Annotated in this window: 26 protein-coding genes; 23 read left to right on the plus strand and 3 right to left on the minus strand. The window is 73.8% G+C overall.

All coding sequences use genetic code 11. The annotated features are described in order from the left end of the window. The 5 genes from E1182_RS14305 to E1182_RS14325 form a co-directional block, all read left to right on the plus strand. Positions 1-1,668, plus strand: a 1,668-nt coding sequence (locus tag E1182_RS14305; RefSeq protein WP_132265063.1) for a primosome assembly protein PriA, incomplete at its 5' end; no start/stop codon positions are given. Between the two features lie 243 nt (positions 1,669-1,911). Further along, the gene (locus E1182_RS14310; RefSeq protein ID WP_132265065.1) at positions 1,912-2,895 is read left to right on the plus strand and encodes an AAA family ATPase; all 984 of its coding nucleotides are present in this window, start codon (positions 1,912-1,914) and stop codon (positions 2,893-2,895) included. 173 nt (positions 2,896-3,068) lie between these two features. Continuing rightward, positions 3,069-3,629: a peptide deformylase gene (def, locus tag E1182_RS14315; RefSeq protein ID WP_132265067.1), complete on the plus strand. Its 561-nt coding sequence runs from the start codon at positions 3,069-3,071 to the stop codon at positions 3,627-3,629. A 5-nt stretch (positions 3,630-3,634) separates the two neighbouring features. Further along, complete coding sequence (fmt, locus tag E1182_RS14320; protein ID WP_132265108.1) at positions 3,635-4,561, plus strand: methionyl-tRNA formyltransferase; 927 nt, start codon at positions 3,635-3,637, stop codon at positions 4,559-4,561. After that, complete coding sequence (locus E1182_RS14325; RefSeq protein ID WP_243706214.1) at positions 4,558-6,141, plus strand: RsmB/NOP family class I SAM-dependent RNA methyltransferase; 1,584 nt, start codon at positions 4,558-4,560, stop codon at positions 6,139-6,141. Before fmt ends, E1182_RS14325 begins: the two co-directional genes overlap by 4 nt. A 15-nt stretch (positions 6,142-6,156) precedes the next feature. Here E1182_RS14325 and E1182_RS14330 read toward each other — a convergent pair whose 3' ends face one another. After that, positions 6,157-7,044: a septum formation family protein gene (locus tag E1182_RS14330; protein WP_132265069.1), complete on the minus strand. Its 888-nt coding sequence runs from the start codon at positions 7,042-7,044 to the stop codon at positions 6,157-6,159. 94 nt (positions 7,045-7,138) lie between these two features. Next, positions 7,139-8,023 (minus strand): septum formation family protein, encoded by an 885-nt coding sequence (locus E1182_RS14335; RefSeq protein ID WP_132265071.1) that lies wholly within the window; start codon positions 8,021-8,023, stop codon positions 7,139-7,141. Between the two features lie 259 nt (positions 8,024-8,282). Here E1182_RS14335 and rpe point away from each other — a divergent pair, with 259 nt between their 5' ends. From rpe to ribH, 7 genes are all read left to right on the plus strand, one after another. Continuing rightward, the gene (gene rpe, locus E1182_RS14340) at positions 8,283-8,963 is read left to right on the plus strand and encodes a ribulose-phosphate 3-epimerase (RefSeq protein WP_132265073.1); all 681 of its coding nucleotides are present in this window, start codon (positions 8,283-8,285) and stop codon (positions 8,961-8,963) included. A 1-nt stretch (position 8,964) separates the two neighbouring features. Beyond that, the gene (locus tag E1182_RS14345; RefSeq protein ID WP_132265075.1) at positions 8,965-9,924 is read left to right on the plus strand and encodes a response regulator; all 960 of its coding nucleotides are present in this window, start codon (positions 8,965-8,967) and stop codon (positions 9,922-9,924) included. A 381-nt stretch (positions 9,925-10,305) separates the two neighbouring features. Continuing rightward, entirely contained in the window at positions 10,306-11,367 is a 1,062-nt protein-coding gene (gene ribD, locus E1182_RS14350) for a bifunctional diaminohydroxyphosphoribosylaminopyrimidine deaminase/5-amino-6-(5-phosphoribosylamino)uracil reductase RibD (RefSeq protein ID WP_132265077.1), read from the plus strand. Position 11,368: 1 nt separating this feature from the next. Then, a complete protein-coding gene (locus E1182_RS14355) occupies positions 11,369-11,980 on the plus strand; it encodes a riboflavin synthase (protein WP_132265079.1) in 612 nt (203 codons plus the stop codon). Then, on the plus strand, positions 11,980-12,672 hold the full coding sequence (gene pnuC / locus E1182_RS14360; RefSeq protein ID WP_132265081.1) for a nicotinamide riboside transporter PnuC: 693 nt from the start codon (positions 11,980-11,982) through the stop codon (positions 12,670-12,672). Before E1182_RS14355 ends, pnuC begins: the two co-directional genes overlap by 1 nt. Continuing rightward, on the plus strand, positions 12,669-13,934 hold the full coding sequence (locus E1182_RS14365; RefSeq protein WP_132265083.1) for a bifunctional 3,4-dihydroxy-2-butanone-4-phosphate synthase/GTP cyclohydrolase II: 1,266 nt from the start codon (positions 12,669-12,671) through the stop codon (positions 13,932-13,934). The genes pnuC and E1182_RS14365 overlap by 4 nt, the downstream gene beginning before the upstream one ends. Before the next feature lie 2 nt (positions 13,935-13,936). After that, entirely contained in the window at positions 13,937-14,428 is a 492-nt protein-coding gene (gene ribH, locus E1182_RS14370) for a 6,7-dimethyl-8-ribityllumazine synthase (RefSeq protein WP_132265085.1), read from the plus strand. A gap of 347 nt (positions 14,429-14,775) precedes the next feature. On the opposite strand, the gene E1182_RS14375 is transcribed toward ribH, so the two are convergent. After that, complete coding sequence (locus E1182_RS14375) at positions 14,776-15,645, minus strand: ABC transporter substrate-binding protein (RefSeq protein ID WP_132265087.1); 870 nt, start codon at positions 15,643-15,645, stop codon at positions 14,776-14,778. Positions 15,646-15,878: 233 nt separating this feature from the next. Between E1182_RS14375 and E1182_RS14380 the strand changes: the two genes are divergently transcribed. From E1182_RS14380 to E1182_RS14430, 11 genes are all read left to right on the plus strand, one after another. After that, a complete protein-coding gene (locus tag E1182_RS14380; RefSeq protein WP_132265090.1) occupies positions 15,879-16,142 on the plus strand; it encodes a phosphoribosyl-ATP diphosphatase in 264 nt (87 codons plus the stop codon). Between the two features lie 46 nt (positions 16,143-16,188). Then, positions 16,189-17,034 carry an ATP phosphoribosyltransferase gene (hisG, locus tag E1182_RS14385; protein ID WP_132265092.1) on the plus strand — a complete coding sequence of 282 codons (846 nt, stop codon included), beginning with the start codon at positions 16,189-16,191 and terminating at the stop codon, positions 17,032-17,034. A 123-nt stretch (positions 17,035-17,157) separates the two neighbouring features. After that, the gene (locus E1182_RS14390) at positions 17,158-17,664 is read left to right on the plus strand and encodes a PH domain-containing protein (RefSeq protein ID WP_132265113.1); all 507 of its coding nucleotides are present in this window, start codon (positions 17,158-17,160) and stop codon (positions 17,662-17,664) included. Between the two features lie 390 nt (positions 17,665-18,054). After that, positions 18,055-18,687: a translation initiation factor IF-3 gene (infC, locus tag E1182_RS14395; RefSeq protein ID WP_132265095.1), complete on the plus strand. Its 633-nt coding sequence runs from the start codon at positions 18,055-18,057 to the stop codon at positions 18,685-18,687. Positions 18,688-18,705: 18 nt separating this feature from the next. Then, a complete protein-coding gene (gene rpmI, locus E1182_RS14400; protein WP_132265097.1) occupies positions 18,706-18,900 on the plus strand; it encodes a 50S ribosomal protein L35 in 195 nt (64 codons plus the stop codon). A gap of 32 nt (positions 18,901-18,932) precedes the next feature. Next, positions 18,933-19,325, plus strand: coding sequence for a 50S ribosomal protein L20 (gene rplT / locus E1182_RS14405; RefSeq protein ID WP_089008309.1), 393 nt, complete (start codon positions 18,933-18,935; stop codon positions 19,323-19,325). Between the two features lie 29 nt (positions 19,326-19,354). Beyond that, positions 19,355-20,194 carry an RNA methyltransferase gene (locus E1182_RS14410; RefSeq protein WP_132265099.1) on the plus strand — a complete coding sequence of 280 codons (840 nt, stop codon included), beginning with the start codon at positions 19,355-19,357 and terminating at the stop codon, positions 20,192-20,194. A 212-nt stretch (positions 20,195-20,406) separates the two neighbouring features. Then, positions 20,407-21,507: a phenylalanine--tRNA ligase subunit alpha gene (pheS, locus tag E1182_RS14415; RefSeq protein WP_132265101.1), complete on the plus strand. Its 1,101-nt coding sequence runs from the start codon at positions 20,407-20,409 to the stop codon at positions 21,505-21,507. A 38-nt stretch (positions 21,508-21,545) separates the two neighbouring features. After that, entirely contained in the window at positions 21,546-24,092 is a 2,547-nt protein-coding gene (pheT, locus tag E1182_RS14420; protein ID WP_132265103.1) for a phenylalanine--tRNA ligase subunit beta, read from the plus strand. Positions 24,093-24,104: 12 nt separating this feature from the next. Then, a complete protein-coding gene (locus E1182_RS14425; protein WP_243706216.1) occupies positions 24,105-24,566 on the plus strand; it encodes a S26 family signal peptidase in 462 nt (153 codons plus the stop codon). 432 nt (positions 24,567-24,998) lie between these two features. Next, positions 24,999-25,511 (plus strand): MauE/DoxX family redox-associated membrane protein (locus E1182_RS14430; protein ID WP_165942611.1); only part of this gene is annotated, 513 nt, incomplete at its 3' end.

Here is a 25,511-nt window from a genome sequence, read left to right on the forward strand (position 1 = left end):
CGGCACGCCCGCGTCGAGAAGGAACCACCCGCTGCCCCCGCCGACGCTGCGTCGAGCACGGCAGCGGCGGACGAGCCCCCCGCCGCCCGGCCCGTCGCCGGCTCCGCCCCGCCGGTCGACCCGCGCGGGTGGCGGGACTATCCGGCCGGTCCCGCGTTCCTGCGGGCGCTCACCGACGGCCGGGCCCCCCGCGCGGTCTGGTCGGCGCTGGCCGGCGAGGACTGGGCGGCCCGGTACGCCGACGCGGTCGCCGCCACCGTCGCCGGCGGACGGGGCGCCGTCGTCGTGGTCGCCGATGCCGGGGACCTGGAGCGGCTCGACGCCGCCCTCACCACGACCCTCGGTCCGGGGCGGCACGCCTGCCTCTCCGCCGCCCTGGGACCGGCCCGCCGCTACCGGGCGTTCCTCGCCGCCCGGCGCGGCGACGTGCCGGTGGTGGTCGGCACCCGGGCGGCGATGTTCGCCCCGGTGGACCGGCTCGGACTGGTGGCGATCTGGGACGACGGCGACGACCTGCACGCCGAACCCCGGGCGCCGTACCCGCACGCCCGGGAGGTGCTGCTGACCCGGGCCCAGCTCGCCGGGGTCGCCGCGCTGGTCGGCGGGTTCACCCGTACCGCCGAGGCGCAACTGCTAGTGGAGACCGGTTGGGCCCGCGAGGTGGTCGCCGACCGGGCGACCGTGCGGGCGCGTACCCCGGCCATCGCACCGACCGGCGACGACCCGCAGCTGGCCCGCGACCCGGGAGCGGTCACCGCCCGGCTGCCCAGCCTGGCCTGGACCACCGCCCGGGACACCCTGCGCGCCGACGCCCCCGTGCTGGTCCAGGTGCCCCGCCGTGGCTATCTGCCCTCGGTCTCCTGCGCCGAGTGCCGCACCCCCGCCCGCTGTCCCCACTGTGCCGGCCCGCTCGCCCTGCCCTCGGCCGACGGCGCGCCCGCCTGCCGCTGGTGCGGCCGGATCGCCGCCGCGTACGCCTGCCCGGAGTGCGGCGGGCGGCGGCTGCGCGCCGCGGTCACCGGTGCCCGCCGCACCGCCGAGGAGCTCGGACGGGCCTTCCCGGGCGTGCCGGTGCGCACCTCCGGCCGGGAGGAGGTGCTGCGCACCGTACCGGCCGGTGCCGCGCTGGTCATCGCCACGCCGGGTGCCGAGCCGGTCGCCGAGGGCGGCTACGGCGCGGTGCTGCTGCTCGACTCCTGGGCCCTGCTCACCCGGGCCGACCTGCGCGCCGGGGAGGAGACGCTGCGCCGCTGGCTGGCCGCCGCGGCGCTGGCCCGACCCGCCCCCGCCGGAGGACGGGTGGTGGTGGTCGCCGATGGCGCGCTCGCCCCGGTGCAGGCGCTGCTGCGCTGGGATCCGGCCTGGTTCGCCGCCCGGGAGCTGGCCGAGCGCCGCGAGCTGGCCTTCCCCCCGGCGACGCGGATGGCCAGCGTCACCGGTTCCGCCGCCGCGGTGGCCGACCTGCTCGCCGCGGCCCCGCTGCCCGACGACGCCGAGGTGCTCGGCCCGGTCCCGGCCGACGAGGACCGGGAGCGGATGCTGGTCCGGGTACCCCGGTCACGGGGCGCCGCCCTGGCCGAGGCGCTGCACACGGCGGCCGGGGTGCGCAGCGCCCGCAAAGCCGCCGACCCGGTCCGCCTCCAGGTCGACCCGCTGAGTTTGTTCTGAGCCCGGCAGCGCCGGCCGCCGGGGCGGACGGTGGACGTCCTGATCGCCGACGGCGTACGCGCGGCGGGGCGACCTGTCGTCGCGGTGCGTCACCGTCGCACACCGCGTGAGGCAGGCCGCTGGCGGGCGCGTGATAGCATCGCCCGTCATGCCCGGGCGCACAAATGGCGCGAGATGGCGGAAGCGTCGTTCCGACGCCCGATCGATGATGTCAATCAGCCGGTGATCAGGGGTGGACCAGTCGTGACCGTTCGTAAATCGATCGTCTTCAACGGTGACCTCGGCAGCGGCAAGAGCACCGTCTCCGTCGAGATCGCCCGCCGGCTGGGGATGCGCCGGGTCAGTGTCGGCGACCTCTACCGGCAGATGGCGCAGGAGCGGCAGATGACCGCCCTCCAGCTGAACCTGCACGCCGAGCTGGACCAGGCCGTCGACGGCTACGTCGACCAGCTCCAGCGGGACATCGCCGCCTCCGGCGAGGCGCTGATCATGGACTCCCGGCTGGCCTGGCACTTCTTCACCGACGCGCTCAAGGTGCACATGATCACCGAACCGGGCGAGGCCGCCCGGCGGGTGCTGCTGCGCCCGTCCGGTCCGGCCGAGAGCTACGCCTCGCTGGAGGAGGCCAAAGCCAAGCTCAAGGAGCGCAGCGAAAGCGAGCGCAACCGGTTCATCGTCCGTTACGGCGTGGACAAGGCCCGGTTGCGCAACTACGACGTCGTCTGCGACAGCACCCGGGCCAGCGCCGACGAGGTGATCACGCACATCGTCGACGCGTACGAGGGGCGCCTCGGCGCCGACGTGCTGCGCGACGCGCCGCCGCTGCTGCTGCTGGATCCGGCCCGGGTCTACCCGACCGAGGACATCGCCACCCTGCGCGGGCTGTGGGACTCGGAGTTCGTCGGCGAGGTGGCCGAGGCCGGCGACGAGGCGCTGGAGCCGCTGCGGATCGGCTACACCGGCGAGTACTTCTTCGTCGTCGACGGCCACCGCCGGCTCAGCGCCGCGTTGCAGAACGGCTTCGACCTGGTGCCCGCGCAACTGGTCGCGGAGGTGGAGGAACCGGTGATCGGCGGGATGAGCGCGGTGGAGTACTTCGCCGCCCACGCCCGCCCGTCCACCATCCACGACTGGGCGGCCGCGCACGGCGTCACCCTTCCGTTGCCCGAACACGCCCTGCTCAACGGCGACGCGGTCCTGGCCGGGGATCCGGGCTCCGGCGCCTGAACGCGGCAGGGCCGCCGGGAGAGACACGACTCACCCTGCGCGGTCACCGGACCCTGCCGGTGACCTTCGACACGCGGGCCGCCGCCCCGGCGGGCGGCACGCCGGCCGGGCCGGCCACCGGCACTCCGTAGACTGGTACGGCACCGTCCGTCCGATCGAAGGAGCCACACCGCGTGACCGTCCAGCCCATCCGTCTGTTCGGGGATCCGGTGCTGCGCACGCCGGCCGATCCGGTCGTCGACTTCGACGTCGAGCTGCGCAAGCTCATCGCCGACCTGACCGACACGATGCGTGAGCAGAGCGGCGCCGGTCTGGCCGCGCCGCAGCTCGGCGTGGGTCTGCGGGTGTTCACCTTCGACGTGGACGACGTCCTCGGTCACCTGGTCAACCCCGTGCTGGAGTTCCCGGACTCCGAGGAGCAGGACGGCCCCGAGGGCTGCCTGTCCATTCCCGGGCTCTACTTCGACACCAAGCGTCGGCAGAACGTCGTCGCGAAGGGCTTCAACGGTTACGGCGACCCGATGCAGATCGTCGGCACCGGCCTGATGGCCCGCTGCATCCAGCACGAGACCGACCACCTCGACGGGGTGCTCTTCGTCGACCGACTGGACCCGGCCGGGCGCAAGGCGGCGATGAAGGCGATCCGCCAGGCGGAATGGTACGACCCGGCCGCCCCGCCCACGGTCAAGCTGAGCCCGCACGCCGCCGGCAACCCGTTCGGTCTGGGGCGGTGAGCCGGTTGCGTCTGGTCTTCGCCGGCACCCCGGCCGTCGCCGTTCCCGCCCTGGCCGCCGTGCACGCCTCCGGGCACGAGCTGCTGGCCGTGGTGACCCGCCCCGACGCCCCGGCCGGTCGTGGTCGTGGGCTGGTCCGTTCCCCTGTCGGGGCCTGGGCCGACGAGCACGGCGTCGAGGTGCTCACCCCCGCCCGGCCCCGGGAGCCGGAGTTCCTCGACCGGTTGCGCGAACTCGCGCCGGACTGCGTGCCGGTGGTCGCGTACGGCGCGCTGGTGCCCCCGGTGGCCCTGGAGATTCCCCGGCACGGCTGGATCAACCTGCACTTCTCCCTGCTGCCGGCCTGGCGCGGCGCGGCTCCCGTGCAGCACGCCGTGCTGCACGGCGACGAGCTGACCGGCGCCAGCGTCTTCCAGCTGGAGCAGGGGCTGGACACCGGTCCGGTGTACGGCACGCTGACCGACGAGATCCGGCCCACCGACACCTCCGGCGACCTGCTGGAGCGGCTGGCCCACTCCGGTGCCGGCCTGCTGGTGGCCGTTCTCGACGCGATCGAGGCGGGGACGGCGCGGGCCGATCCGCAGCCGGTCGACGGGGTCTCCCTGGCCCCGAAGCTCACCGTGGAGGACGCGCGGGTCCGCTGGACCGACCCGGCCTTCGCGGTGGACCGACGCATCCGTGCCTGTACGCCGGCTCCCGGCCCGTGGACGACCTTCCGGGACGAGCGGGTCAAGCTCGGCCCGGTCACCCCGGTGGCGAACGGCCCCGAGCTGAAGCCGGGCGAGCTGCTGGCGGAGAAGTCCCGGGTGCTGGTCGGCACCGCGACGGTGCCGGTGCGGCTCGGCGAGGTCCGGGCGGCGGGGAAGAAGGCCATGTCGGCGAGCGACTGGGCGCGGGGCACCCGGGTCAGCGCCGGCGAGGTGTTCGCGTGACCGCCCCCTCGGATCGTCCCGACAGCTTCCGCTCCGACAGCCCTCGCGAGGACCGGTCCGCCGGCCGCGGCGAGGCCCCCCGTGGTGACCGGTACGACCGGTCCGCGCCCCGCCGTCCCGACGCCGCGCGCGGCGACCGTCCGGCCGGCGGCGGTTTCCGCGGCGACCGGTCCGGTGGCGGCCGGGCCGGCTTCGACCGGCGCGGTGGCCGTCCCGTCCGCCCGGCGGTCGACCTGCCCCGGTACGTGGCCTACCAGGCCGTCGAGGCCGTGCACCGGGACGACGCGTACGCCAATCTGGTGCTCCCGGCGATCCTGCGGGAGCAGGGCCTGACCGGCCGGGACGCCGCGTTCGCCACCGAGCTGACCTACGGCACGCTGCGCCACACCGGCACCCTGGACGCGATCCTCACCGACGCGGCCGGGCGGGACGTCGCCCGGATCGACCCGCCGGTACGCGACGCCCTGCGGCTCGGGGCGTACCAGCTCCTGCACACCCGGGTGCCGGCGCACGCGGCGGTCTCCTCGACCGTCGACCTGGTCCGGGTGGTCGCCGCGGGGGCCACCGGCTTCGCCAACGCGGTGCTGCGCGAGGTGGCCGGCCGCGACGCCGACGCCTGGGTGGCGAAGCTCGCCCCGCCCATGGAGACCGACCCGATCGGGCACCTTGCGCTGGCGTACAGCCATCCCCAGTGGATCGTGCGGGCGTTCGCCGAGGCGCTCGGCGGTGACCTGGGGGAGACCACCCGGCTGCTGATGGAGGACAACGAGCGACCCCCGGTGCACCTGTGTGCCCGGCCCGGCCTGGCCGACCCGGTGGAGTTGGCCGACGCGGTGGGTGGCGCCCCCGGCGCCTTCTCCCCGTACGCCGTCTATCTTTCCGGCGGGGCGCCGGGCGACCTGCCGGCGGTGACCGAGGGGCGCGCGCACGTGCAGGACGAGGGCTCGCAGTTGGTGGCGCACGCCCTGGCGACCGCCCCGCTGGACGGCCCGGACGGACGCTGGCTCGACCTGTGCGCCGGCCCGGGCGGCAAGTCGGGTCTGCTCGGTGCGCTCGCCGCGCAGCGCGGTGGCCGGCTGACCGCGGTGGAGGTATCCGAGCACCGGGCCCGGCTGGTCGCGCAGGCCACCCGAGGACTGCCGGTGACCGTGCTGCACACCGACGGCCGCACTGTCGGCGCGGACCCGAAGCTGCCGGAGGGGCACTTCGACCGTGTCCTGGTGGACGCACCCTGCACCGGTCTGGGTTCGCTGCGCCGCCGGCCCGAGTCCCGGTGGCGGCGTCAGCCCTCGGACCTGCCGCCGTTGACCCGGCTGCAGCGGGAACTGCTCGCCGCCGCGCTGCGCGCGGTGCGTCCCGGCGGTCTGGTCGCCTACGTGACGTGCTCGCCGCACGTGGTGGAGACGCACGTGACGGTGACCGAGGCGGCCCGGCGGTCCGAGGTGCCGGCGGACTTCGTCGACGCCCGCCGGCTGCTGCCCGCCGGCATGCCAGGGCTGGGGGACGGCCCGACGGTGCAGCTCTGGCCGCACCGGCACGGCACGGACGCGATGTTCCTCGCGGTACTGCGGCGGGTGTGACCGGCGCGGTTCGGCTCAGCGGACCGGCAGGGCGCGCGGGCCGGCGTCGCGTAGCGAGCGGGTCAGGGGACGGTCGTCGACCCACAGGAAACACCGCACGCCCCGGTCGCCGTCCCGCCACTCCCGTTCCGTGGGGTGGTAGAAGATCGAGCCGGCGCGGAACGGCAGGTCGCCGTCGTCCGGGACCCCGGTGTGGCGGGCCAGCAGGCTGCGGCAGCCCCGGTGGACCCGGTCGTCGCCCCGGTGGAGCCGGGCGTAGCTGAGGCCGGTGGCCTGCCAGACGCCGACGAACTCGACGTGGTGGCGGGCGGTGCACGGCACCGGGGTCATCGCGCTGACGTCGGTGCCGGCCATCCGGGGCTCGACGCAACCCAACCGGAGCGCGGCGGCCCCGGTCAGCGCCCCACGCAGGCTGCCGGTCCGGACGACGACCCTAGGATCGTCGATGCTCTTGACCTCGCTGAGGTCGCAGCGGAACCAGCGGGCCCCGCCGGTCCAGGCGCGGGGGGAGGGGAGGACGACGGTGAGGCTGAGCCGGCCGGAACGCCAGTCCGCGCCGAGGGCGCGGTGGACCTCCCGGCCGCATTCGGCATGGGCGGTACGCGTCGCGTCGCTGCCGCGCAACGGCGGCGTCGTCCCGGCCGCGTGCGCCCCGGTCAGGGTGCCGACGTGGAGGGTTTCGGCCCGGTGCGCCAGGGCGCAGTCGACGGGCTGGTAACCGCCGAGGTGACCGACGTCCGGTACGCCGGGGTGGCACACCCCGGCAGCCGGGACGAAGGGCCGCGGGGCGGCGAGCGCCGGCCAGTCGTCGGTGAGATCGGCGTCCAGCCCGGCCGGGGCGCCGCAGGCGGCCAGCGCGAGGGCCGCCACCGCGCCCGGGGCGACCGCCGTCCACCGTCGCATCGCCACCGCTCCTCCGCCGCGCCCGGCCGGCGACGCCGCGGCACCCCGCCGGCCAGCGACGCCGTCCTGGGGCCGGAGCATACGGCAGCCGGGTTCAGATGGCCGGCAACCCCTCCGGCCCGGCGCCGCGCATCGAGCGGGTCAGTTTCCGGTCATCGCTCCACAGGAAACAGCGGATGCCCCGGTCGCCCTCCTGCCACTCCCGCTGCGACGGGGGGTAGAAGATCGATCCGGCCCGGTACGGCAGTTCGGCGTTGTTCGGCACGTCGGCGAAGCTGGCGATCAGCGCCATGCAGCGCCGGTGCACCTGCTGGTTGGCCTTGGTGAACTGCTCCCAGGTCATGTCCTTCTCGACGTAGACGCCGACGAACTCGGCCCGGTGCGGTTCGGAGCAGAGCACCGGCGCCATGTAGTTGAGGTTCTTGCCGATCAGCTTCGGGTCGAAGCAACGGTGCGACAGCGGATTGTCGCCGATCATCGCGCCGCGCAGGCTGCCGGTCCGGTTGACCGGCCGGGTGTTGTCGATGCTGTCGGTCTCGCTCAGGTCGCAGCGGAACCACCGCGCGCCGCTGTTCCATGCCGTCGTCGAGGGCAGCGCGATGTTCAGGGTGAGTCGCGCCGAGTGCCAGTCGCCGCCGAGCACCTCCCGGGCCCGCTGGTCGCATTCGGCCCGGGCGGGACGCAACGCCGCCGAGCCCGGTTCGGGCCGTGGCCCACGGGCGGCGGCGCCGGAGAAGGAGCCGACATGGATCGCCTCGGCCAGGTGGCTGCGGGAACAGTCCACCGTGTCGTAGGTGCTGGCCTGCACCACCGGTGTTATCCGGGGCAGACAGGCGTCCGTGGCGGGCACGAACAACTGCGGTGCGGGCAGTACGGGCCAGTCGTCGGCCAGGTCACCGTCGGCCCGGTGCTGCTCGAAGCAGCCGCTCATCGTCAGCGCCGCGCCGGCCAGGACCAGCGCCACCAGCCACCGTCGCATCGTCCGCCCTTCCCGGGAGATGACGGCCGGTCTTCGCCACCCGCCCGGCGTCGCCCCGTCGTCGGGCGTGCAGCATATGTGACCGTCCCTGTTGGATTTTTCCCGCGTTTCCGCCAATCGGCCAGTGCCCGGTGACCCTTCGTGTGGTTCTTGCCGGACAGAGGCCCCATTTCGCACCGATCGTCATTCCTGCGTCACCCAGTGTGTCCGTACGAGGTGCCCTGCCGGGGATGGCGGGGCGCGTTCGTACACTGGCCAGGTGACCGTACCGCCGCCGATCGTCGCGCCCAGCATCCTCGCTGCCGATTTCGCCCGCCTGGCCGAAGAAGTCCGTGCTGTCGAGGGAGCCGCGGACTGGCTGCACGTCGACGTGATGGACAACCACTTCGTACCGAACCTGACCATCGGGCTACCGGTGGTGCAGAGCCTGCGGGCGGCCACCCGGATCCCGTTCGACGTGCACCTCATGATCACCGATCCGCGTCGCTGGGCACCCGGTTACGCCGACGCCGGCGCCTACAACGTCACCTTCCACGCCGAGGCCTGCGACGACCCGGTCGCGCTCGCCAAGGACCTGCGTTCGGCCGGCGCCAAGGCGGGACTGGCCATCGACCGGGACACCCCGATCGAGCCGTACCTGGATCTGCTGCCGAGCTTCGACACCCTGCTGATCATGACGATCAAGGCCGGTTTCGGCGGGCAGCGGTTCGTCCCGCAACTGCTGGAGAAGGTCCGCACCGCCCGCCAGCACGTGGCCAGCGGCCACCTCGAGTTGCGTATCGAGGTCGACGGCGGTATCGCCGCCGACACCATCGAGCAGGCGGCGGCGGCCGGTGCCGACGCCTTCGTCGCCGGCACCGCCGTCTACGGCGCCGACGACCCGGCCGAGGCGGTGCGCCGGCTGCGCGGCCTGGCGGAGCGCGCCGTCGCCGGGGCCTGACGTGGACCCGGCCGGCGACCGACCCGACGTCATCCTGGTCGTCGACGACGACGCCGACATCGCCCGCTTCGTCGAGTTCAACCTGCGCCTGCACGGGTTCGACGTGCTGCACGCCTCCGACGGTCAGGAGGCGCTGGAGATGATCGAGCGGCACCGGCCGGACCTGGCGGTGGTGGACCTGATGATGCCGCGGATCGACGGTCTGGAACTCACCCGACGGCTGCGGGCCGACCCGATGACCTCGGCCCTGCCGGTGATCATGTTGACCGCCAAGGGAATGACCGTGGACAAGGTGCACGGGCTCAGCGCGGGCGCCGACGACTACCTGGTCAAGCCCTTCGACACCGCCGAACTGGTGGCCCGGGTCAGCTCCACGTTGCGCCGCAACAAGGAGTTCCGTGAGGTTTCCCCACTGACCGGGTTGCCCGGCAACAGCCGGATCCGCCGGGAGATCAGCGACCGGGTACGCAGCGGCGTCGACTACGCGGTCGGCTACATCGACATCGACCGGTTCAAGAGCGTCAACGACCGGTACGGTTTCGTCCGCGGCGACGAGTTCATCTCCGCGCTGGCCCGTAGCCTGCACCGGGCGGTGGTCTCGATCGGGCTGCCACCGGCCTTCCTCGGCCACGTCGGCGGCGACGACTTCGTCATCGTCTGCACACCGGAGCAGGTCCGGCCGCTCACCTCCCGGGCGGTGGTGGACTTCGAACGGGCCGCCGACAAGCTCTACGACCCCGCCGACGCCGAGCGCGGCTACGTGGAACTCAAGGACCGTCGCGGCAACATCCGCAAGGCCCACCTGGTGACCCTCTCGATCGGCGTGTCGCTGTCCGACTCGCGCAAGCGCTTCACCGATCCGCTCGCCGCGATCGCGGTCGCCTCGGAGATGAAGACCGTTGCCAAGAGCCAGCCCGGCTCGTACGTGGCGGTGGACCGCCGCCGGGCCGACGGCGTGTGAGGTAGCACGCCGGGAGTGGCGCACCCCCCACCCCGACGTGTAAGACTTTCCGGGTACCCACCACGCGCTGGCGGGGCTCGGTGAAATTCCGAACCGGCGGTGATCCACGGCCCGACCGTGGTAAGCCCGCGACCCGGACGGCTCAGGCCGCCCGGTGGACCTGGTGAGAATCCGGGGCCGACGGTTGGCGGCGAGATCGTTGCGCCACCAGACAGTCCGGATGGGAGACAGCGCGCGGGACGGGGCGGGCCTGCGTGGGCTGATCCTCCCGCGTGGGCTCCCCGGGGCCGGCTGTGCCGTCCCCAGGTCCGCCGCCGCCTGCCCGCGGCTCCTCCCGTCGACCGCCCAGCGCGCCGACCGGCGAGTGAGAGGGCAGAGGCCATGGCCGGCGTCTCCGTCGACGAAGCGATGCGTCGTGCCGTCGCGCTGGCCGCCCGTGGCCTCGGCACCACCAGCCCCAACCCGGTCGTCGGCTGTGTCCTGCTCGATCCGGACGGCACGGTCGTCGGGGAGGGATTCCACGCGTACGCGGGCGGGCCGCACGCCGAGATCGTCGCGCTCGCCCAGGCCGGTCGGCGCGCCCGTGGCGGCACCGCCGTGGTCACCCTCGAACCCTGCGACCACACCGGCCGTACCGGTCCGTGCAGTCTCGCGCTGATCCAGGCCGGTGTCGCCCGGGTGGTGATCGCCGTGCCCGACCCCAACCCGGTCGCCGCCGGCGGTGCCGCCACCCTGCGCGCCGCCGGGGTGCAGGTGGACGTGGGGCTGTGCGCCGCCGAGGCCGAGGCCGGCAACGTCGCCTGGCTGACCTCGATGCGCCGGGGCTGGCCGTACGTGATCTGGAAGTACGCCGCCACCCTCGACGGCCGGTCCGCCGCCGATGACGGCACCAGCATGTGGATCACGTCCGAGGCGGCCCGGATCGACGTGCACGCGCTGCGCGGCACGGTCGACGCCGTCATCGTCGGGGTGGGTACCGTGCTCGCCGACGACCCCCGGCTCACCGCCCGTAACCTGCGCGACGGCACCCTGGCCATCCGGCAGCCGCTGCGGGTGGTGGTGGACAGCTCGGGGCGTACCCCGGCGGAGGCCCGGGTGCGCGACGGCGCCGCCCAGACCTGGATCGCCACCGGCGCGGAGGTCGGCACCGGCCCGGACGGCCGGGTGGACCTGCCGGTGCTGTTGGCGGAGCTGCACCACCGCGGCGTGCGCGCCGCGCTGCTGGAGGGCGGGCCGCGGCTGGCCGGCGCGTTCCTCGCCGCCGGGCTGGTCGACAAGGTCATCGGGTACGTGGCACCGAAGCTGCTCGGCGCCGGCCCGACCGCGCTGGCCGACGCCGGCGTGTCGACCATCGCCGACGCCGTCGACCTGGACATCACCGACGTCACGCAGGTCGGCCCCGACCTGCGGATCACCGCGCTGCCCCGGAAGAGGGAGGCCTGACATGTTCACCGGCATCGTCGAGGAGCGCGGCGAGGTCGTCCGCGTCACCGACACCGGGGGTGACTCCGCCCTGGTCGCCATCCGCGGCCCGCTGGTCACCTCGGACGCCCGGCACGGCGACTCCATCGCGGTCAACGGAGTCTGTCTGACCGTCGTCGACGTCGACGACGCGGTCTTCACCGCCGACGTGATGGGGGAGACCCTGCGCCGCTCCGCGCTCGGCGCGTTGCGCCCGGGCGACCCGGTCAACCTGGAACGGGCCGCCGCGCTGAACAGCCGGCTCGGCGGGCACCTCGTGCAGGGCCACGTCGACGGGGTCGGCGAGCTGCTCTCCCGGGAGCCGGCCGCGAAGTGGGAGACCCTGCGGTTCCGGCTCCCCGCCGCGCTGTCCCGGTACGTGGTGGAGAAGGGCTCGATCACCGTCGACGGGGTGTCGCTCACCGTGGCGGCCGTCGGGCCGGACTGGTTCGCCGTCGGGCTCATCCCGACCACCCTCAAACTGACCACCCTCGGCGACCGGGCCGTCGGCGATCCGGTGAACCTGGAGGTGGACGTGCTCGCCAAGTACGTCGAGCGGCTGCTCGGTGACCGACTGTCGGGTGGTGAGTCCTGATGGGTCCGCTCGGCTGGCTGCTCGACGCCCAGGTCCAGATCGCCGGTTCCCCGGTGCTGGTCCGGGAGATCGTCGGCAACGTCTTCGGTCTCGTCTCCGCCCTGTTCGGGCTGCGCCGGCTGGTCTGGGCCTGGCCGGTCGGCATGGTCGGCAACGCGCTGCTGTTCACCGTCTTCCTCGGCGGTGCCTTCGCCACCCCGCAGGCCCACGACCTGTACGGCCAGGCCGGCCGCCAGGTGTTCTTCTTCGCGGTCAGCCTGTACGGCTGGTGGCGCTGGGCGCGCAACCGGCGGGCCGGCGGTGGGGAGCAGCCGGCGGTGACCCCCCGCTGGGCGACCGGGCGGGAACGGCTGGGCCTGCTGGTGGCCGCCGTGCTCGGCACCGCCGTGGCATATCCGGTGCTCGCCGCGCTGGGCTCCTGGGGTCCGCTGCCGGACGCCTGGATCCTCACCGGCAGCCTGCTCGCCACCTACGGCATGGCCCGGGGCTGGGTGGACTTCTGGCTGGTCTGGATCGCCGTGGACGCGGTCGGGGTGCCGCTGCTGCTGCGCGGTGGTTTCTACCCGTCGGCCGCCATGTACCTCGTCTACGGCGCGCTGTGCGTCGCCGGCCTGCTCGCCTGGTGGCGCAGCTCCCGCGCCACCCGAATCGCCCGACCGATCCCGCCCACCTACTCGGAGGCCGTGGCATGAGCAGCTTCGCGAGCATCGCCCAGGCGGTGGCGGACATCGCCGCCGGCCGGCCCGTCGTCGTGGTCGACGACGAGGACCGGGAGAACGAGGGCGATCTGATCTTCGCCGCGGAACTGGCGACGCCGGAACTGGTCGCGTTCATGGTCCGGTGGACCTCCGGCTACATCTGCGTGCCGCTGACCGAGAGCGAGTGCGACCGGCTCGACCTGCCGCCGATGCACCACACCAACCAGGACCGGCGGGGCACCGCCTACACGGTGACCGTGGACGCCCGGGAGGGGGTGACCACCGGCATCTCCGCCGCCGACCGGTCGCACACCATCCGGCTGCTCGCCGACCCGGCGACCGGTCCGACCGACCTGGCCCGCCCCGGCCACGTGGTGCCGCTGCGGGCCCGCGAGGGTGGCGTGCTGCGCCGTGCGGGGCACACCGAGGCGGCCGTCGACCTGACCCGGCTGGCCGGGCTGCGCCCGGCCGGTGTGCTCTGCGAACTGGTCAACGACGACGGCACCATGATGCGTCTGCCGGACCTGGAGAAGTTCTGCGCCGAGCACTCGCTGTCCCTGGTCACCATCGCCGACCTGGTGGCCTACCGGCGGCGGCACGAGAAGCAGGTCGAGCAGGTCGCCGACGCACGGATGCCCACCCCGTACGGGGTGTTCCGGGCGCTGGGCTACCGCGCCGAGCACGACCCGGCCGAGCACGTCGCGATGGTCTACGGCGAGCTTGGTGACGGGGAGGACGTGCTGGTCCGGGTGCACTCGGAGTGCCTGACCGGGGACGTGTTCGGCTCGCTGCGCTGCGACTGCGGGCCGCAGTTGCAGGCCGCCCTGGCCCGGGTCGCCCGGGAGGGACGCGGGGTGGTGCTGTACGTGCGCGGGCACGAGGGGCGCGGGATCGGCCTGCTGCACAAGCTCCAGGCGTACCAGCTCCAGGACCAGGGCCGCGACACGGTCGACGCGAACCTGGACCTGGGGCTGCCGGCTGACGCCCGGGACTACGGCACCGGCGCGCAGATCCTCTACGACCTGGGCGTACGGTCGATGCGGTTGCTCACCAACAACCCGGCCAAGCGGGCCGGGCTGGAGGGGTACGGGCTGCGGATCACCGGCCGTACCGGGTTGCCGGTCCGGCCGCACCCGGAGAACGTGCGTTACCTGCGTACGAAGCGGGACCGGATGGGTCACCTGCTGGACGAACTGGACGAGGTGACCGAGGCCCCGATGGGCCGTCCGGTCGCCGGCGACGAGATCGGAGCGTAGACATGGCGGGTTTCGGCGAGCCCGGGGTGAGCGCGGTGGACGCCGCCGGCATGACCGTCGGGGTGGTGGCGGCGCGTTGGCACGGCGAGCTGACCGACCACATGCTCGACCGGGCGGTCGCGGCGGCCGAGGCGTGCGGGGCCCGGGCGGTGGTGGCCCGGGTCGCCGGTTCGGTGGAGCTGCCGGTGGTGGCGCAGGCTCTGGCCCGCCGTTGCGACGTGGTGGTCGCCCTCGGCGTGGTGGTGCGCGGGGCCACCGCGCACTTCGACTACGTCTGCAAGTCGGTGACCGAGGGGCTGACCCGGGTGGCGTTGGACGAGGGCAAGCCGGTGGCGCACGGCGTGCTCACCGTCGACACCATCGCGCAGGCCCGGGACCGGGCCGGGTTGCCCGGCTCGGCGGAGGACAAGGGCTGGTCGGCCACCGTCGCCGCCCTCGATGCCGCCCTGGCCATCCGGGCGGTCGCCGAGACCGGCCACCGGGTCGGCTTCTGACCGCCCTGCCCGCTCACCCCGCGTCGCCTGCGGCCCTACCGCCCTTCGGACTTGATCGACTTCGTCTGCGGCGGACCGGGGTGTCCACGGAGAGGGAGACCGCCGTCTGCCGCGGATCAGGACGACCCGCCCGGCGCGGCTGTCGGGCGTTCGCATGGTTGACTGCCCATCATGGAGGTCAGGTACGCGCGACTGCCGGGGCTGCGGATGGCGTACCGGAGCTGGGGTCCACCCGACGCCCGGCCCGTGGCGGCGCCGACGCCGACGCCGACTGAGCGACCCGCGCGCCGGCCGGCGGCGCTGGTAGAGGCCGTCGCCGTGGCACGCCCGGGCGGCGGCGAGGCGCCTCAGCCGAGTTCGGTCGCGCCCGCCGACCGGCCGAGCCACTGCTGCTCCAGTTGGGTCAGGGTGCCGGCCTCGCGGAGCTTGCTGATCGCCTCGTTGACGCACCCGGACAGCGGGGAGTCCTTGTCGAGCAGCAGCCCGAACGTCTCCGGTGCGCCCACCTGCGGTAGTTGACCGACGATGGCGACGTCGGTGGTCTTGGCCGAGGTGATGCGGAAGGCGGTCGGCAGGTCCACCACCAGGCCGTCGATCTGACCGCTCCGCAGGGCGGCCATGGCCTCGTCGTTGTCGCGGTAGGCCTGCGGCTTCGGCCCGGGCTTGATGAGTTCGGTGATGGCCTGGTGGCTGGTGCTGTTGCCCAGGGCGCCGAGCTTGGCGTCGGTCAGCTCGGCCAGGGCCTTCCTCCCGGCGATCTTCGACGACTTCCGCGCGATCACGGCCTGGCGCACCAGGTAGTAGGGCGCGGAGAGGTCGACCGCCTGCTTGCGCTCCTCGGTCAGGGAGAACTGGCCGATGGCGAGGTCGAAGCTCTTCGGGCCGGGGGCCACGGCGGCGTCGGGCTTCACCCGGGTCCAGGTGACCTCCGTGCTGGCGTACCCGAGCTGGGTCGCCACCGCGTACGCGACGGCGGACTCGAAACCCTCGCCGTTCTCCGGTTTGTTCTGCCGGAACCACGGTTCGTGCGCCGGCTCGCCGGTGGCGATGGTGAGCGTGCCGGGCGTGCGGGTACGCAGGCCCGCCTTCGTGCAGGCGGTGCTGTCCGGGCCGGTGGAAGTCCCGGGGCTCCTCCCAGGCGTAGGCGTGCAGCCGACCGCCGTGACGAGGACGACGACGGCGGTGAGCGTGAGAAGCCGGGAGCTGCTGCGTGCCATGGCGGACAGCCTAGAGAAGACGACCGATGTCCGGCAGGGTGTAACGGTTCTCAACCGTACGATCGATGTCGATTTGTTGCCGATGCCCCCCGACACCGACGGTGCCGCCGCGAGTGCGCCCTGCGTCGTGCCTCGGGCGGGGGAACCGGACAGAAAACCAGCGAGGGTACGGAAAACGACCCGGCCGGGACCCGGAGCGCGGCGTCAGCGGGTGACTGGAAGAATCGCCTACCGTGAAGACGTTCGAGGAGTTGTTCGCCGAGCTGCAGGCCAAGGCCGCTGCCGGCACCCCGGGCTCGGGCACCGTCGCCGCACTGTCCAAGGGGGTGCACTTCGTCGGCAAGAAGGTCGTCGAGGAGGCGGCCGAGTCGTGGATGGCCGCCGAGCACGAGGGGCCGGAGCGTACCGCCGAGGAGATCTCCCAGCTTCTCTACCAGGTCCAGGTGCTGATGCTCGCCAGTGGCCTCGAACTCAAGGACGTCTACCGACATCTGTGAGTGCGCCCCGTCGTTGGTCAGACTTCGATCGAAGGAGCACTCCGTCATGCTGCGTGTCGCCGTACCGAACAAGGGCGCCCTGGCCGAGAAGGCCGCCCAGATGCTGCGCGAGGCGGGCTACCGTCAGCGCATCGACCCCAAGGACCTCGTCTGCCGGGACGAGCCCAACGACATCGAGTTCTTCTACCTGCGTCCCAAGGACATCGCCACCTACGTCGGCTCCGGCGACCTGGACGTCGGTATCACCGGCCGTGACCTGCTGATCGACTCGGGTGCCCCGGCGGAGGAGGTGGTGGACCTCGACTTCGGCCGGGCCACCGTCCGGTTCGCCGCCCGGCCCGGGGACGTCGACGACGTACGGGAGTTGGGCGGGCACCGGATCGCCACCGCGTACCCGGGGCTGGTCGAGCGGCACCTGGTCGAACTGGGCGTCAAGGCCGACGTGATCCGGCTGGACGGGGCGGTGGAGAACGCCATCCGGCTCGGCGTCGCCGACGTGGTCGCCGACGTGGTGGAGACCGGCACCACGCTGCGCCAGGCGGGCCTCGTGGTCTTCGGTGAACCGCTGCTGCGGTCCTCGGCGGTGCTGGTCCGGCGCACCGACGCGCCGGCGCACCCGCAGTCCGCCCAGCTGCTGCGCCGGCTGCACGGCGTACTGGTGGCCCGCCGCTACGTCATGCTCGCCTACGACGTGCCGGCCGGCCTGCTCGACCGGGCCAGCTCGTTGACCCCGGGGATCGAGTCGCCGACGGTCTCCCCGCTGCACCGGGAAGGCTGGGTCGCGGTGCAGGCGATGGTGCTCCGCGACGACGTGCACCGGATCATGGACGAGCTGTACGAGCTGGGCGCCCGCGCCATCCTGGTCACCAACATCCACGCCTGCCGACTCTGAGGACCCCACCCGGGCCGCGCTTCGCCGGCCCGGGTGGGCCGTCCAGGTCGAGGGATCACGGCGAGGGTCGACGGATCACGCCGGGCAGCGACGGTGCGGGCGCCCGACTCCGTGTGGCGGCGGATGGCCGCCCGGGGCGGATGGCAGACTGGTGGGGTGAGTGATTCGGAGCTGGTCCGGCTGAAGCCCCGTCGCATCCGGGTGGTCTGCTGGGTTTCGGCGGTCGCGCTGCTGGTGGTCTTCACCGCGGTGGCCACCTCGCTGACCGGCGCCACCGGCAACGGCTACGGCACGTTCCAGCGCGGTGACCAGTTCGCCATGGTGGGCCTCGGTGTGCTCGGCGCGCTGGCCATCCTGCTGTTCACCCGTCCCCGCGTGGAGGCGGACGCGCGTGGCGTACGGGTCCGTAACGTCATCGGGTCGTACGAGCTGCCGTGGGAGGTCGTCCGCGGCGTCCGGTTCGACCGGGGTGCGCCCTGGGCCAGCCTGGAGTTGCACGACGACGACCTGCTGCCGATGGTCGCCCTCCAGGCCGCCGACAAGGAGACCGCGGTCGAGGGCGTCCGCGCCCTGCGCCGCCTGCACCAGGCCCACCTGGCGACCCTGTCCGGTGGCGCCTCCGCCCGCTGACCGTCCCTCGCCGGTCCCGTCCGCCGGGGGTCGGGGTTCGCTGCGGTTCGGTCACATTCGCCGCTGACCTGGGGCCCCGGGTTTGGGGCGGCTGGGGTGAGGGTGTAGTGTTGCCGAGTCGACCAGACTGCCCCCGCCTCGGCGTGCGGGCGGTCCTGAAGCGGAGCGCCTGCTCCCACCCGAGTCGCCCACCGTAGGTGGCCGGGTCCGGTCACCGGTTCCGGGCGCGTCCCGGTGCCGGATGCGCGATCATGTGATCGTGCCGACCGGTCGAGTGGGCCCTGGCATGTGCCGGGGCCTTCTGCTTTCCGGGCGGCCCCACCCGGGGTCCGCGGGGTCGGCCACGCAGGAGAACCGACTCGAGGAGGCCCCATCAGCGTCGAACCACGCGTGAACGAACAGATCCGGGCACGTGAGGTCCGACTGGTCGGCCCTGAGGGTGAGCAGGTGGGCATCGTCCCGCTGGAGCGCGCCCTGCAGCTGGCCGCGGACGTCGACCTGGACCTGGTCGAGGTTGCGCCGATGGCGCGCCCGCCGGTGTGCAAGCTCATGGACTTCGGCAAGTTCAAGTACGAGAGCGCACTGAAGGCGCGCGAAGCGCGGCGTAACCAGCAGCAGACCGTCATCAAGGAGATGAAGCTCCGGCCGAAGATCGACCCGCACGACTACGAGACCAAGAAGGGTCACGTGGTGCGGTTCCTCAAGGCCGGTGACAAGGTCAAGGTGACGATCATGTTCCGCGGTCGGGAGCAGAGCCGCCCGGAGCTGGGGTACCGGCTCCTGCGCCGGCTCGAGTCCGAGATCTCGGATCTGGGGTACGTCGAGGCCGCGCCGAAGCAGGACGGTCGCAACATGATCATGGTGCTCGCGCCGCACCGCGCCACGAAGGCCGCCGCGGCCGCCGCGACGGCGTCCCGGGGCGGGCCCCGGGAACGAGCCGCGGACGGTTCCGCGGCCCCGGAGGCCGGCGAGACCGCAGCAGCCGGTGACACCGGCACGACCGTTGAGACCAGCGGTCAGTAACAGGAAGAGACGTTCCACATGCCGAAGATGAAGAGCCACACGGGTATGGGCAAGCGGGTCAAGGTGACCGGCAAGGGCAAGATCGTCGCCCAGCAGGCCGGCCTCCGCCACAACCTGGAGAAGAAAGCCTCCACCCGGACCCGCCGGCTGACCGGCACGGTCGAGTTGGTCAAGGCCGACGTCAAGCGAATCAAGAAGCTGCTCGGCCGCTGACGCGCGCCACCTGAACCGAAGAAGGAGTTGAGATGGCACGCGTCAAGCGGGCTGTGAACGCCCAGAAGAAGCGCCGTACCCTGCTGGAGACCGCGAGCGGCTACCGCGGTCAGCGCTCCCGGCTGTACCGCAAGGCCAAGGAGCAGGTGCTGCACTCGATGCAGTACGCCTACCGGGACCGCCGCGACCGCAAGGGCGACTTCCGGCAGCTCTGGATCCAGCGGATCAACGCCGGCGCCCGGGCGAACGGCCTGACCTACAACCGGCTGATCCAGGGCCTGCGCTTGGCCGGCATCGAGGTCGACCGCAAGATCCTGGCCGACATGGCCGTGAACGACGCCGCGGCGTTCGCCGCGATCGTCGAGCTGGCCCGGGCCGCGGTGGCGGCCGAGGGCACCGGTGGCGCCGCGGCCCAGGCCGCCTGACCCACCCACGGCAGATCGAGGCGTCTCCCATGCAGTCACCACCGCGCGGGAGGCGCCTCGACGCTGTCCCCGGTCCGTTCACCCCGCGTACCCCCAGGGTGGCCGCGGCCCGGCGGCTGCACCGCCGCCGCGACCGCGACGCCACCGGCCGGTTCCTGGCCGAGGGGCCGCAGGCGGTCCGTGAGGCCCTGGCCCGGGCCGGCACGACCGTCGAGCTGTTCGGCACCCCCGCCGCTCTCGACCGGTACGCCGACCTCGCCGCGCTGGCCGCCCGGCAGGACGTGCCCGTCTCCGAGGTCACCGACGAGGCCCTCGCCGCGCTCGCCGAGACCGTCGCCCCGCAGGGGCTGGTCGCCGTCTGCCGGCACCTGGACGTACCCCTGGCGGACGCCCTCGCCCGCGGGCCGCGCCTGGTCGCGGTGCTGGCCGAGATCCGCGACCCGGGCAACGCCGGCACGGTGCTGCGCACCGCCGACGCCGCCGGCGCCGGCGCGGTGGTCTTCGCCGGTGACGCCGTCGACCCGTACAACGGCAAGTGCGTGCGCGCCTCCGCCGGCAGCCTCTTCCACGTCGACGTGGTCCGCGCCGCCGACCCGGCCGCGGTGATCGAAGCGCTGCGGGCCGCCGGGCTCACCGTGCTCGCCACGACGGGGTACGGCGACAGCGACCTCGACGATCTCATCGACCACGGGCGGCTCGCCGCCCCCACCGCGTGGCTGTTCGGCTCGGAGGCGCACGGCCTGCCCGAGGCGCTGACCGCCGCCGCCGACGCCCGGGTGCGGGTGCCGCTGCACGGGCGTGCCGAGAGCCTGAACCTGGCTGCGGCCGCCGCCGTCTGCCTGTACGCTTCAGCCAGAGCACTGCGCTGACGGTGTCACGCGCTCAGACAGCACAGGGGAGTCGTCCGCATGGTGAACGCGCCACGGCGTTCGTTTAGCCAGCCCGCCGGTGTCGGCGGGCGGCGGGCCTGACCCTTCCCCCTGCGCAACTCCCACCGGCGGGCTGCGGCACAGCCGCGCGTCCGTAGACTCGCCTAGCCGCCCGTGAGGGCCGGCGCCGCCGTGAGGGAGTGCCCGTACCCATGAGCTACCGCAACGATCCGTACGACCCGAAGCAGGTCGCCCTGCTGGATCCGGCCGCCCTGGCCGAGGCCGTCGCCGACGCCGAGAAGGCGTTCGCCGCCGCCGCCGACCCCGATGCGTTGACCGCGCTGCGCCCCGCGCACCTGGGCGACCGGGCGCCGGTGTCGCTGGCCCGCCGGGAGATCGGCGCATTGCCGCCGGCGGCGAAGGCCGACGCGGGCAAGCGGGTCAACGAGGCCCGCCGGGCCATCGAGTCCGCGTACGCCGCCCGCGCCGAGATCCTGGAGCGCGAGCAGGCCGCCCGGGTGCTGGTCGAGGAGCGGGTCGACGTGACCCTGCCGTACGACCGGCGACCCCGCGGTGCCCGACACCCGCTGAGCACGCTGATGGAGCAGATCAGCGACCTGTTCGTCGGGATGGGCTACGAGGTCGCCGAGGGCCCCGAGGTCGAGCTGGAGTGGACCAACTTCGACGCGTTGAACATCCCCGCCGACCACCCGGCGCGCGGGTTGATGGACACCTTCCACATCGCACCTGCCGACGGCTCCGCCGCGGATCCGGGCGGCCAGGCGGGTTCGGGGCTGGTGCTGCGTACCCACACCTCGCCGGTGCAGGCGCGCACCATGCTGACCCGCAAGCCCCCCATCTACGTGATCGTGCCGGGCCGGGTCTACCGCACCGACGAGCTGGACGCCACCCACGCGCCGGTGTTCCACCAGGTCGAGGGCCTGGTGGTGGACAAGGGCATCACCCTGGCCCACCTGCGCGGCACCCTCGACCACTTCGCCCGGGCGATGTTCGGTGAAGGGGCGAAGACCCGCTTCCGGCCGCACTACTTCCCGTTCACCGAGCCGTCGGCCGAGTTCGACGTCTGGTTCCCCGAGCACCGCGACGGCCCGCGCTGGGTCGAGTGGGGCGGCTGCGGCATGGTCAACCCGCGGGTGCTGCGTGCCTGCGGCATCGACCCGGAGGTCTACTCCGGGTTCGCGTTCGGCATGGGCATCGACCGGACGGTGATGTTCCGGCACGGGGTCAGCGACATGCGGGACATGGCCGAGGGCGACGTGCGGTTCACCCGCGCGTTCGGGGTCGGTGCGTAGGGCGATGCGGGTACGAGTCACGGGAACGGTGGTCTGAGATGCGAGTTTCTGTCAGTTGGCTGCGGGAGTACGTCGACCTCCCCGCCGACCTGCCCGCCGGCGATCTGGAGCAGGCCCTGGTCGACCTCGGCATCGAGGTCGAGTCCATCGAGGACCTGGCCGGCACCGTCACCGGCCGGTTGGTGGTCGGCGAGGTGCTGGAGATCGAGGAACTGACCGGCTTCAAGAAGCCGATCCGGTTCTGTCGGGTCGACGTGGGCACCGCCAACGGCACCGGCGAACCGCAGGAGATCGTCTGCGGGGCACGCAACTTCGCCGAGGGCGACAGGGTGGTGGTGATTCTCCCCGGCGGGGTGCTGCCCGGCGGCTTCGCCATCGGCGCGCGCAAGACCTACGGGCGTAACTCGCACGGCATGATCTGCTCCGCGAAGGAGCTGGGTCTGGGCGACGACCACTCGGGCATCGTCGTGCTGCCGGCCGACACCCCGGCCAAGCCCGGCGACGACGCCCGGCCCGTGGTGGGCCTCGACGACGTCGTGGTCGAGGTGGAGATCACCCCGGACCGGGGGTACGCGCTGAGCGTGCGCGGCCTGGCCCGCGAACTGGCGCACGCGCTCGGTGTGCCGTTCCGCGACCCGGGCCTGGCGCCCGCCGCCGCCGGTACCGCCGAGCCGGCGTACCCGGTCGAGGTGCGCGACACCGTCGGCTGTGACCGGTTCGCCGCCCGGATGGTGCGCGGGGTCGACCCGGGCGCCGCCACCCCCGGCTGGATGAAGCGCCGGCTCACCGTGGCCGGCATCCGCAGCATCTCGCTGCCGGTCGACATCACCAACTACGTGATGCTCGAGCTGGGTCAGCCCATGCACGCCTTCGACGCCGACCGGATCACCGGGCCGCTGGTGGTGCGCCGGGCCGAGCCGGGGGAGAAGGTGACCACCCTGGACGGGGTGGCCCGTACCCTCGCCGCCGAGGACATGGTGATCTGCGACGACACCGGGCCCGTCTCGCTCGCCGCGGTGATGGGCGGCGAGACCAGCGAGGTCGTCGACGGCACCACCAACGTGCTCCTCGAGGCCGCCCACTGGGACCCGGTGATGGTCGGGCGCACCGCCCGCCGGCACCGGCTGTTCAGTGAGGCCGCGAAGCGCTGGGAGCGGGGCGTGGACCCGGCCCTGCCGCTGGTCGCCCTGGAACGTGCCGCCGGGCTGCTCACCGCGCACGGTGGCGGCACCGCCGGCACCGCGGTCCTCGACCTCGACCACGTCCGGCCGATGACCCCGGTCACCCTGCCGGTCGACCTGCCGTCGCGGCGGGTCGGGGTGGCGTACCCGCCGGAGCGGGTGGTCGCCCTGCTGGAGCAGGTGGGCTGCACCGTCGTCCGGGGGCCCGACCGGCTCGCCGAGGACCCGGGCGAGGTCGGCGTGGCCGCCGGCGGTGGCGACGTGCTCACCGTGACCCCGCCGACCTGGCGGCCCGACCTCACCGACCCGGCGGACCTGGTCGAGGAGGTGGTACGGCTCGACGGGTACGACCGGGTGCCGTCGGTGCTGCCCACCGCGCCGCCCGGGCGCGGCCTGACCTGGCAGCAGCGTCGCCGCCGGGCGGTGGCCCGCTCGCTGGCCGAGCGTGGCCTCGTCGAGGTGGTCGCCCACCCGTTCACCTCGCCGGAGCTGGCCGACCAGCTCGGCCTGCCCGCCGACGACCCGCGCCGTCGGGCGGTGCGGCTGGCCAACCCGCTGTCCGAGGAGGAGCCGCTGCTGCGCACCACGCTGCTCGGCCCGCTGCTGGGCATCCTCCGGCGCAACCTCGGCCGTGGTCACCGCGACCTCGCGCTCTACGAGATCGGCACGGTCTTCCACCCGCGCCCCGGGGCCGGGCGCCCGCCGGTTATGGGCGTCGACCGTCGCCCCACCGACGCCGAGTTCGCCGCCGCCGACGCGGTGGTGCCGCACCAGCCCCGGCACGTCGCCGTCGTCCTCACCGGTGACCTCGATTCCGCCGGCTGGTGGGGTCCGGGCCGCGCCGCCGGCTGGGCGGACGCCGTCCAGGCCGGCCGGGACGTGCTCGCCGCCGCCGACATCCCGGCCGAGCGGGTCGAGGTACGCGCCGCCGACCACGCGCCATGGCACCCCGGACGCTGCGCCGCGCTGCTGGTCGACGGCACCGTCGTCGGGTACGCCGGCGAACTGCACCCGGCGGTGGTGGCGGCCCTGGAGTTGCCGAAGCGCACCAGCGCCATGGAACTGGACCTCGACGCGCTGCCGCCGGCCCCGCTGGCGCCCGCGCCGACCGTCTCCACCTTCCCGCCGGCGCTGATCGACGTGGCGCTGGTGCTCGACGCGTCGGTGCCCGCCGCCGAGGTGCGGCGGACCCTCGTCGAGGGGGCCGGTGAACTGCTCGAGGACGTGCGCCTGTTCGACGTGTACGCCTCGGAGCAGCTCGGTGCGGGACGCCGGTCGCTGGCGTACAAGCTCACCTTCCGGGCCCCGGACCGGACGCTGACGGTCGAGGAGGCGCTGGCCGCCCGGGACACCGCGGTCGCCCTGGCGGCGGAGCGGTTCGGCGCGACCCTGCGCGGTGCCTGACCGGTGTCGACGATGGGATGGCTGGTGGCGGCCGGCGTGCTCGCGTCGGCGACCGTCGGCCTGCTCTGGGCCCGTCGGCACCTGCTGCTGGTCTCCGTCGTGGGCCGCAGCATGGAGCCGACGCTGCGCCCGGGTGACCGGGTGCTGGCCCGGCGGGTGCCGCTGGCCCGCGTCCGTCCGGGCGATGTGGTCGTGGTGGTGGCCCCGGCGGCGATGACTGCCGGCCACCCCACCCGGCCGACCGACACCGGCCCCGGTCTGCTGATCAAGCGGGCGTACGCGGTGCCCGGCGAGCCGGTGCCCGTCGACCGGGTGCCGCTGTTGCGGCAACGCCCGGAGCGGGTCGTGCCGCCCGGGCAGTTGGTGGTGCTCGGCGACAACCCGCCGTTCAGCTACGACTCCCGCGAGTGCGGCTATGTCCCCGAGTCGGATCTGCTCGGAGTGGTGGTCCGGCCCCGGCTGCGCGCCGAGTGACCGACCCGGGTGGTGTGCCGCACGGCCACGGCCGTGGCCGTGCGGCACACCGGTGCTGGTTTCAGCACAGGGCGGTCATGCTGTTCGCCCCCGCGCTGCAGTAGTACCCGCACGAACCGCAGAACGTCTTGCAGGCACCGTTCTGGCTGCACCGCTTCAGGTGGCACGTACCACACACGGCGCACCACGGGTCCGGCGGACAGGCGGCCGCGGCCGTCACCCTGGGCACGAACACGCCGAGCATCCGCTCGCCCAGGCTTTCCAGTCGACGGAACATTCGTTCACCTCCTTCCGATACCGGTTGTTGCCGGGACGCTACGGCCGCCCGGTACACCGGCCCTACAGCCGACGTCGCCACCGATGTAGACCGATGTATCCGCGATGTATTCGCCGCCCCTAGCGTGGGCCACCCGCGCCGAGGAGGTGGTCCGAATGCGAGCGGTGGAGCTGGCCGCGCGGCTGTTGCTGGCCCTGGTGTTCCTCACCGCCGTGGTCGGCAAGCTGCGTACCCGGGCGGGCTTCGACGGGTTCGTGGGCTCGGTCGGCCAGTTCGGTGTGCCGGCCCGGTGGGCGTCCGCGGTCGCCCGGCTCGCGGTGGCCACCGAGGCGGCCGTGGTCGTGCTGCTCGCCGGGCCGCCCACCGTCCCCGCCGGGCTGCTGCTCGCCGCCGGGTTGCTCGGCGTGCTCACCGCCGCGATCGTCGGCACGCTGCGCCGTGGTGTCCGCCCGGCCTGCCGCTGCTTCGGCGCGGGTGATGCCCCGATCGGCCTGCGGCACGTCGCGCGCAATCTGGTCCTGCTCTCGGTGGCGCTGCTCGGCCTGCTCGGCTGGGCCGCCGCCGGTCCGCCGCCGTCCACCCCGGCGATGCTGATCGCCGTCGGGGCGGCCGTCCCGCTTGCCGCGGTGGTGGTCCGCCTCGACGATCTCGTCGCACTCTTCGCACCC

It is taken from the genome of Micromonospora sp. KC721 (assembly GCF_004348355.1).
Classification (GTDB): Bacteria; Actinomycetota; Actinomycetes; order Mycobacteriales; family Micromonosporaceae; genus Micromonospora.

Bases quoted from the DNA above. Each gene is read 5' to 3' on its own strand.
- E1182_RS14330 (WP_132265069.1), bottom strand. From the start codon at position 7,044: ATGCGACGGTGGACGGCGGTCGCCCCGGGCGCGGTGGCGGCCCTCGCG.
- E1182_RS14335 (WP_132265071.1), bottom strand. From the start codon at position 8,023: ATGCGACGGTGGCTGGTGGCGCTGGTCCTGGCCGGCGCGGCGCTGACG.
- ribD (WP_132265077.1), top strand. From the start codon at position 10,306: ATGGCCGGCGTCTCCGTCGACGAAGCGATGCGTCGTGCCGTCGCGCTG.
- E1182_RS14355 (WP_132265079.1), top strand. From the start codon at position 11,369: ATGTTCACCGGCATCGTCGAGGAGCGCGGCGAGGTCGTCCGCGTCACC.
- pnuC (WP_132265081.1), top strand. From the start codon at position 11,980: ATGGGTCCGCTCGGCTGGCTGCTCGACGCCCAGGTCCAGATCGCCGGT.
- E1182_RS14365 (WP_132265083.1), top strand. From the start codon at position 12,669: ATGAGCAGCTTCGCGAGCATCGCCCAGGCGGTGGCGGACATCGCCGCC.
- ribH (WP_132265085.1), top strand. From the start codon at position 13,937: ATGGCGGGTTTCGGCGAGCCCGGGGTGAGCGCGGTGGACGCCGCCGGC.
- E1182_RS14375 (WP_132265087.1), bottom strand. From the start codon at position 15,645: ATGGCACGCAGCAGCTCCCGGCTTCTCACGCTCACCGCCGTCGTCGTC.
- hisG (WP_132265092.1), top strand. From the start codon at position 16,189: ATGCTGCGTGTCGCCGTACCGAACAAGGGCGCCCTGGCCGAGAAGGCC.
- E1182_RS14390 (WP_132265113.1), top strand. From the start codon at position 17,158: ATGGCCGCCCGGGGCGGATGGCAGACTGGTGGGGTGAGTGATTCGGAG.
- rpmI (WP_132265097.1), top strand. From the start codon at position 18,706: ATGCCGAAGATGAAGAGCCACACGGGTATGGGCAAGCGGGTCAAGGTG.
- rplT (WP_089008309.1), top strand. From the start codon at position 18,933: ATGGCACGCGTCAAGCGGGCTGTGAACGCCCAGAAGAAGCGCCGTACC.
- E1182_RS14410 (WP_132265099.1), top strand. From the start codon at position 19,355: ATGCAGTCACCACCGCGCGGGAGGCGCCTCGACGCTGTCCCCGGTCCG.
- pheS (WP_132265101.1), top strand. From the start codon at position 20,407: ATGAGCTACCGCAACGATCCGTACGACCCGAAGCAGGTCGCCCTGCTG.
- pheT (WP_132265103.1), top strand. From the start codon at position 21,546: ATGCGAGTTTCTGTCAGTTGGCTGCGGGAGTACGTCGACCTCCCCGCC.
- E1182_RS14425 (WP_243706216.1), top strand. From the start codon at position 24,105: ATGGGATGGCTGGTGGCGGCCGGCGTGCTCGCGTCGGCGACCGTCGGC.